This window comes from Nitratireductor sp. ZSWI3 (assembly GCF_024655565.1).
GTDB lineage: Bacteria > Pseudomonadota > Alphaproteobacteria > Rhizobiales > Rhizobiaceae > Nitratireductor.
Window position 1 is genome coordinate 1 of record NZ_JANKOF010000147.1, and the last position, 7,381, is coordinate 7,381.

Annotated in this window: 4 protein-coding genes; 2 read left to right on the top strand and 2 right to left on the bottom strand. The window is 69.1% G+C overall.

Annotated elements, in window-relative coordinates; translation table 11 throughout:
- Positions 1 to 146 precede the first annotated feature (146 nt).
- Complete coding sequence (locus tag NUU27_RS24245) at positions 147 to 803, bottom strand: hypothetical protein (protein WP_257764869.1); 657 nt, start codon at positions 801 to 803, stop codon at positions 147 to 149.
- Entirely contained in the window at positions 800 to 1,372 is a 573-nt protein-coding gene (locus NUU27_RS24250) for a sigma-70 family RNA polymerase sigma factor (RefSeq protein WP_257764870.1), read from the bottom strand. The genes NUU27_RS24245 and NUU27_RS24250 overlap by 4 nt, the downstream gene beginning before the upstream one ends.
- 400 nt (positions 1,373 to 1,772) lie before the next feature.
- On the opposite strand from NUU27_RS24250, the gene NUU27_RS24255 reads away from it, so the two are divergent.
- Positions 1,773 to 3,764, top strand: a complete 1,992-nt coding sequence (locus NUU27_RS24255) for a hypothetical protein (RefSeq protein WP_374568087.1) — start codon at positions 1,773 to 1,775, stop codon at positions 3,762 to 3,764.
- 11 nt (positions 3,765 to 3,775) lie between these two features.
- Positions 3,776 to 7,354, top strand: coding sequence for a hypothetical protein (locus NUU27_RS24260; protein WP_374568089.1), 3,579 nt, complete (start codon positions 3,776 to 3,778; stop codon positions 7,352 to 7,354).
- Positions 7,355 to 7,381 lie beyond the last annotated feature (27 nt).

Consider the following 7,381-nt stretch of genomic DNA (forward strand, 5'->3'; position numbering starts at 1 on the left):
CGACCTGCTGCGGCGGGTCGGCCGGCGCGTCGACCGGCCGGCGATCGTCGACGCTCGGCGCTGTCTGGCTTTGCGCGAGTGCAGCACTCCCGCCGCCGCCAAGGGCGGCAAGGAGGAGCGCTGCACAAAACAGATGTCCTGATCGCCTAATCATCGGTGGGCTTCCGCCCCGTCACCACCGTTTCGACAACGCCGGCCCTTTCCAGTCCGGCAACGATCTCGTCATATTGCGCGACGCTCGTCGCCGGCACAAGCACCCGGTAGAGACCGCCGGGCAAAGGCCCCGAATCGATCTCCAGCCCGCGTTCGGCAAGCGCCGCCGAGACGGCGGCCATCGACGCCTCGTCCTTGAAGGTCACGAAGGCGAAGGGCGCCTTCTCCCGATCGGCCCCAGCGACGGAAAACTGCTCCGTCCCCGACATATTGATCCACACGGTCTGGCCGACGAGGATGGCCAGCGCCAGCCCCGCGGCCACCCAGGCCGCCTGCACGGGCATCGACGGCAGCAGACGGACGAGCCGCTCGCGCAGCGACGGTGCCGGGGCGCGTTCCCGCCCGGCCTCGCGCTCCAGCGCCTGCGAAAACCGCGCCAGCGCATCGGCCGGCGGGCGGATCGCCTCGTTGGAGGCGGTCGCCGCGGAATATTCGCCTTCCGCCTCCGCCAGCGAGGCCATCGCGTCGGGATCGGAAGCGAGCCATTCCTCGACTTCGCGCAGTTCGGCGCCCGAAAGCGTGCCGTTCAGAAAGAAGGGCAGCAGGGCCTCGAGCCGGTCGCGGCGGTTGGAAAACGCTTTCTCACTCATGGCCAGCCTCGATCATATCCGGATGCCTTCAGGGCTTCGCCAAGCTTCTTGCGGGCGTAGAACATCCTCGTCTTCACAGTGGCGACGGGCACCGCCAGGATCTCGCCGATCTCGGTGACGGACTTGCCGTGATAATAGGCCAGATCCACCACCTCGCGATGCTCGTCGGAAAGCGCATCGACAAAGCGACGCAGCGCCGCCGCCTTGTCGTCCTTCATCGCCATCACCTCGGGCGTGTCGGCCGTATCCGCCAACGCCTCGGCCTGCCCGTCCTCCAGCGCATCCTCGCTGCGCTTGCGCAGTGCCGAGAGCGCCTTGAAGCGGGCGATGCCGAGGAGCCAGGTGGAGACCTGGGAGCGGCCTTCGAAGCGCGGCGCCTGGCGCCACACTTCCAGAAAAACCTCGTTTGCGATGTCGTCTGCCATGGTTTCCGATCCCGTCTGACGCATCACGAAGCGATAGACCCGCGTGTGATGGCGCATGAACAGGAGCCTGAGCGCGGCGCGATCGCCGCGCCCCACTCGGGCCACGAGTTCGGCGTCGGACGTCTCGCCCGCGCCGCCGCTCATGGCCGGCCCTTCATCGCTGTGTCGCGCGACCGGACGATTTGGTTCATCGCGTTCTCCCGGGTTTTTCGAACGCTACCCGATCGGGATTACCAAAACCAGAAGCCGCTTCGAGATGAACCTTTTCACGCTTGCAGCAGACCAACCCGGCAGGGCTCGCATGGTGCGCGCCCGCAACAGGAGTGTTCTGATGACGCGAAACCACGACTGCAGGCAGCCGATGGAGCCGCCCCGGGTCTGGCCCGGTGCGGATTTGTTGACGCTGCGTAAGCCGAGGCGTACGCTTGGCGAAGACGGGGTCGATAAGGGCCCCGCTTCGGGGGACGACGCCGGAACGTTGGGGAACGGGCGCACAAACGACGCCTGTCCGGCCACCTCCCCGATTGGTTGCGGGAGGTATGTTATGCGGCAGAACCACGGGTTCCCGACGCGCCGCGGCGGGAACGTGAGCCTCCGACCCAGCATTTTTGCCCGGCATTTTCGAACCGACACGGCGGTCCTCGCCCTTGCGATGGCTGCCGGGCTGCTCCTGGGCGCGCCGGCGCGCGCCCAGGAGGGCGCGATCATCCAGCCGGGCTTCATGGCCGTCACCGGTTTCCCCGGCACGGTCATCCCCGGCTTCGAGGAGGGCCTCCTGCCGGGCGTCGATCCGGTCGACGAGACCTTCATCGACGTTCAGCGCGCGTCCCTGCGCATCTTCGACATGACCTTCCTCGGCGGCCCGCCGACCGGCCAGGTCGTCTTCACGCCGCCGCCCTTCGAGGTGCCGGCCGGCGAGATCGGCCAGGTCTTCGGCCTCGCCTATGACGACGGCAAGCGCGAGGACACGACCGCCATCGCGCCCAGCCTCTATGCCGCCGCCACCTCGTTCCACGGCGTCGAGATCGTCACCGACGACGAGGACGAGGACGGACGGCCCGAGCGCCAGCGCCGCGGCACGGCGGGCGCCCGCTTCATGGACGGCCAGTTCGGCGAGAAGAACGGCGGCGGGCCCGGCTCGATCTGGAAGATCGACGGGATCACCGGCGCCGTCTCTCTGTTCGCCGACATCGAGACCAACAGCGGCCCGGGCATCGGCAACCTCGCCTTCGACCGGTCGCATCGGCAGTTCTTCGCCTCGGACCTCGATTCCGGCCTCATCCATCGCATCGGCATCGACGGCAATCTGGTCGACACGTTCGACCACGGCGTCGAAGGCCGTCCGGCCCACGGCCTTGATCCTTTGGCCGACGACGGCGCGGTGATGGACATCGCCGGCGCCGCCTTCGACGCGGAGGAGCCGAAAACCTGGGGCTACACCCAGGCGGAGCGCCGCGTCTACGGCCTCGCCGTCCATGGCGGACGGCTCTACTACGCGGTCGGCGAGGAAGCGGAGATCTGGTCTGTGGGTATCGCCCGCGACGGGACCTTCGCCGGCGATCCCCGCTGGGAGCTGACGGTCGAGGCTGAGGAAGAGCTGCCGGTCACCGACATCGCCTTCGACACGCGCGGCTTCATGTATCTCGCCCAGCGCGGCGAGGTGGAGAACCGCTACGATTATTCGAGCTTCGCCGACAGCGGCGAGGCCGAGGTCCTGCGCTACTGGCGCGAGAGCCCGGACGACCCGGAAACGGAGAGCATCTGGGTGCCCGCGCCGGAGGAATATGCGGTCGGCTTCCCGCAGCCCCATCGCCAGGCGGCCGGCGGCATTGACCTGCAATACGGCTACGACAATCAGGGCCTCATCAACCGCAACGCCTGCAGCGACACGCTGGCCAAGACCGGCGACCGGCTGCGCGACAACCCGGCCCTCGAGGACCAGCTCGCCGAAGGCGGGCCTTTGGCCGTTCACGGGGTGCAGCTCACCGCATCCTTCCTGGTCAGGCCGCAGAACGAGCCGCCCTTCGGCTCCTGGTTCGCCGATTTCGACGGCTTCTTCGACGATCCGGAGGTCAAGGGCCATGTCGGCGACGTGGAGGTCTGGCGGCCCTGCGAGGGGCGCGCGGGCTATTACGAGCCGATCCCCTATCCGGGCGACTATCCGGTGCCCGGCTGGCCTCCCGGCTTCCCGCCCCCCGGCGACCTGCCTCCCTGCATCGAGGTGGAGGCGGCGGAATATTTCTGCACGCCGGCGGGCCTCGAAGCCGATCTCTACATCCGTGACCGCGCCGGCATCGGCGGCGATTCGCTGCATGCGAAGTCGCTGACCCCCGGCGTCGGCGTTTTCCCGCCCAAGCAGACGGTGCCCAGCCTGGCAACGCCCTTCACGCTCGGCGTGAGCGGCCACCTGCCCGGCGAGACCGTCGACCTCGGCCTCTGTTTCTACAGGGACGCCGATGCGCAGGCGGGTGGCTACTTCCCTTGCTGCAAGGTGACGTTGCCGCTCGAAACGCCACTCGAATCCTGTGAACCGTGAGGGAGGGAGAGATGACGATGTCCATTTATCTCCCCGCGCGGGACGCACTCACCCCGGTCATGGAGACGATCATGAACCCCCTTGCCGCGACGGCGCGCACACCGCGCTGGCTGCTGGCCGCGGGCATGGCGCTCTCCGCGGCGTTCGTGCCCTTCGCCGGCGCCGGCCCTGCCGGTGCGCAAACACCTGAACTGCGCGAGATCGCCCCGGAAGGCGGCGACGGTCCGCGTCTCGAGATCGAGCCGCTGGAGCCTGCTCCGGCGCCCGAAAAGCTGCGTCCCTTCTTCGAGAAGCGCGGCATCCAGGTCAACTGCGACTACGTGGAATACCGCCTGCGCTTCGGCATGCGCGGCAATCCCGAGATCATGGCGAGCCCCCTGCTCGACACGCTTTTGACCAATGTCCGCTTCGATCTGAAGGACCAGTTGCCCGCCGATCTGGCGATCACCCATGTCGACGTCATGGGCGACATCACCGGTCCCGGCGGCAGCCCGGCCCCGGCCCACGCGGTCGGTACGACGGCGAGCCCGGACGACACCCTGTCGCTGTCGAATTTTCGCCTGTCGGCCACCGATCTCGACGGCGACGGCAGCCTGACCGAGCGCTACATCGACATCAAGATCACCGCCAGGATCGACCAGGCGGCTTTCCCGGCCGTGGTCAACGTCGACAACCAGGCGACGATCACCATCGCCAAGGCAGCCGACGGCGCCGTGCTCGGCACCATGCCCTCGCACGATCCCGCCCTGCCCGACGACGGCGACTGGAAGACCGGCAAGCCGACCACCATTGCCATCGACGTGACCGATTGCGAGCCACCGCCCCCGCCGCCCGGCGACGGGTCGGGGCCGTGCTTCGAGGTCGAGACCGGCGAAGTGGACTGCGTGCCCGGCGGCGGAGCCTATATCTACCGCATGCATGTCGGGCCGGAGATGGAGGGCCGCGTCGTGGCCGTCACCTCGACCACGCCCGGCATCGTCATCGATCCCCCGGACCAGTTCGTGCCCGCCGGCGGCGGCACGCTGGAATGGGAGATCACGGGAGCGGCTCCGGGAGACACGGTGCATCTCATCGTCACCGGCATCGAGACCTATGCCGGTCCTGCCGAGGGTGTCGGCCTCTGCTGCACCCAGGTGGTGGACATCGAGATCCCCGAAGATCTCGACTGCCCGCCCGACGACGAGGGCGAACCGGACATCAAGGTCGAGAAGCGCGCCGACGAGGCCCGCTGCGAGATCGACGGTTCGTGCGACTTCACCATCCGCGTCTCCAACGCGGGCGATGCGCCCTACACCGGTAAGATCGTCCTCGACGAGGTGACGACCCCCGGCAGCGCCACGGTCGTTTCCGGCCCCAACGCACCATGGACATGCCTGCCCATGGTGAGCCCGATGTCGTGCGAGCATCCCGAAACCACGCTCAACCCGGGCGAGTTCGTCGAACTCAAGCTCGGCTTCCAGCCGGGTCCGGGATGGGTGTGGCACGGCATCCGCAACTGCGCCGAATACGACTACACGGCCAGCGGCAAGGGTCCGTTCGGCGATCCGACCAACGACAAGGCCTGCGCCTCGATCCAGATCTGCCTGCCCGGTGAACGCGAATGCACACCGCCCGAGGGAGACATTCCCGACATCGGCGTGCGCAAGCGGGCCGAGCCGTCGCTGTGCACCCCGGATGGGCTCTGCACCTATGTCGTGACGGTCTACAATGCGGGTCCGACGCCGATCAACGGGCCGGTCACCTTCGTCGACACCTTCCCGGCCGGCGACGTCGCCTCCGCCACGTTCAGCCCGATGCCGCCCTGGAACTGTGCCGCCCTTTCCGGCAACAGCTTCCAGTGCGACCACCCGATGCTGAACCTGGTTCCCGGCGCCTCGACGGACATCGAGGTGACGACGGTCGTCGGCGATTACCCGACGAACGTGGTCGAGAACTGCGCCAAGGTGACGCCGCTCCCCGGCGAGACCAACCTTGCCAACAACGAGGCCTGCGCCAGGGCGACCATTCCGGGCGTGCCCGGGGGCAAGGCGCAGCTCCGCATCCAGAAGACCTGCGAAGCCACCGTCTCGGCCGGTGCGGTCGCCTGCCGCATCACGGTCACCAATGTCGGCACGGCCGCCCCGATGGGCCCGGTGCGCGTCAACGACGCGGCCGAGATCATCGGCTCGGGCGCTCCGGTCGACATTCAGACCGTGACGCCGGACGGGCCGGAATGGACCTGCGACCCGGCTCCGACAGCCTCGCTCGGCTGCCAGATCCCGGGTGCGGTGATGACGCCCGGCACCGCGCGCCACTTCGACGTGACGGTGAACGTCTCGCCGGGTGAGCGGTTCGAGAACTGCGCCCGCGGGTCCTTCGGTCCGGCACCGGGCGACGACATCGTCTACCCCATCGGCGAAGCCTGCGCCGAGGGCGGCACGCGGATCACCCTCGAGAAGACGGGCGACACCCAGTGCCTCATCGGCGAAGCCTGCACGTTCCAGATCACCATAAGGAACGAAGGCCCGTCGGCGATCTCCGGTCCGGTCCGGATCGGCGATGCCCTGACGGTGGAGGGTTTCGGCGGCGTTCCGGCCACGATCCTCTCCGTCGACCCGCCCTTCGGCTGCACGCCGGAGCCGACGGCCCTGCCCTTCGTCTGCCAGACCGACCTGACGCTCGGCGCCGGCGAAAGCCGCGTGCACGAGGTGACGGTCGAGCTGCCGGCGGGTGGCGGGCTCGCCGACGCGGTGGCCAATGGGGCCAGCGGCCGCAACTGCGCCGCCGTGGTTCCGCCGGACGCCGATGTCCGTGCGATGCCGCCGCTCGCCGGGCCGCCAACGGCAGGTGCCGCCCGTCCGTTCGACTGCCATGACTTCCGGGTCCTGCCGGCCGAACAGGAAGAGCAGTGCTCGCCAGGCTTCGTGCTCAACAATGCCGGCCGCTGCGTCTGCCCGGAAGGCACCGCCTTCCGCAACGGCGAATGCGTCGGCGGCTCTACGACACCGCTGCCGACCCCGCGTCCGCGGCCCGAGCCGCAACCCGAACCGGAGAAGCCGCGGCCGCAGGCCGAGTGCCGGCTGCTTCCGGGCCAGATCCGCACCCGCGACGGACGCTGTGTCTGCCCGCGCGGAACGCAACTGGTGCGGGGCGCCTGCCGCAAGCCGCAGGTGCAGCGGGAATGCCCGAGAGGCACGACGGGGCGTTACCCGAACTGCCGGCCGATCGTGCAGCAGTGCCGTCTGCTGCCGGGTCAGATCCGCACGGCGGACGGACGATGCGTGTGCCCGCGCGGAACCCGCCTGGTGGCCGGCGCCTGCCGCAGGCCGGAGGTGCGTCAGTGCCCGCCCGGCACGACGGGCCGCTATCCGAACTGCACGCCGATCGTGCGGCCGAGCTGCCCGCGCGGCACCACGGGGACCTTCCCCAACTGCCGGCCGATCGTGCAGCGCCGCTGCCCGCCCGGCACCGTCGGCACTCCGCCGAACTGCCGCAAGGTGCAGATCCAGCCGCCGGTCAACCGGGTGCCGCGGCAGCCGCAGACGAACGTGCCCCTGCGCGTCGTCCCGCAGCTCCTGCGCCCGCGCGACGACGGCAACCAGATCAAGTGATCGGGTCTGCCTGAGAAAAGAGAGGCC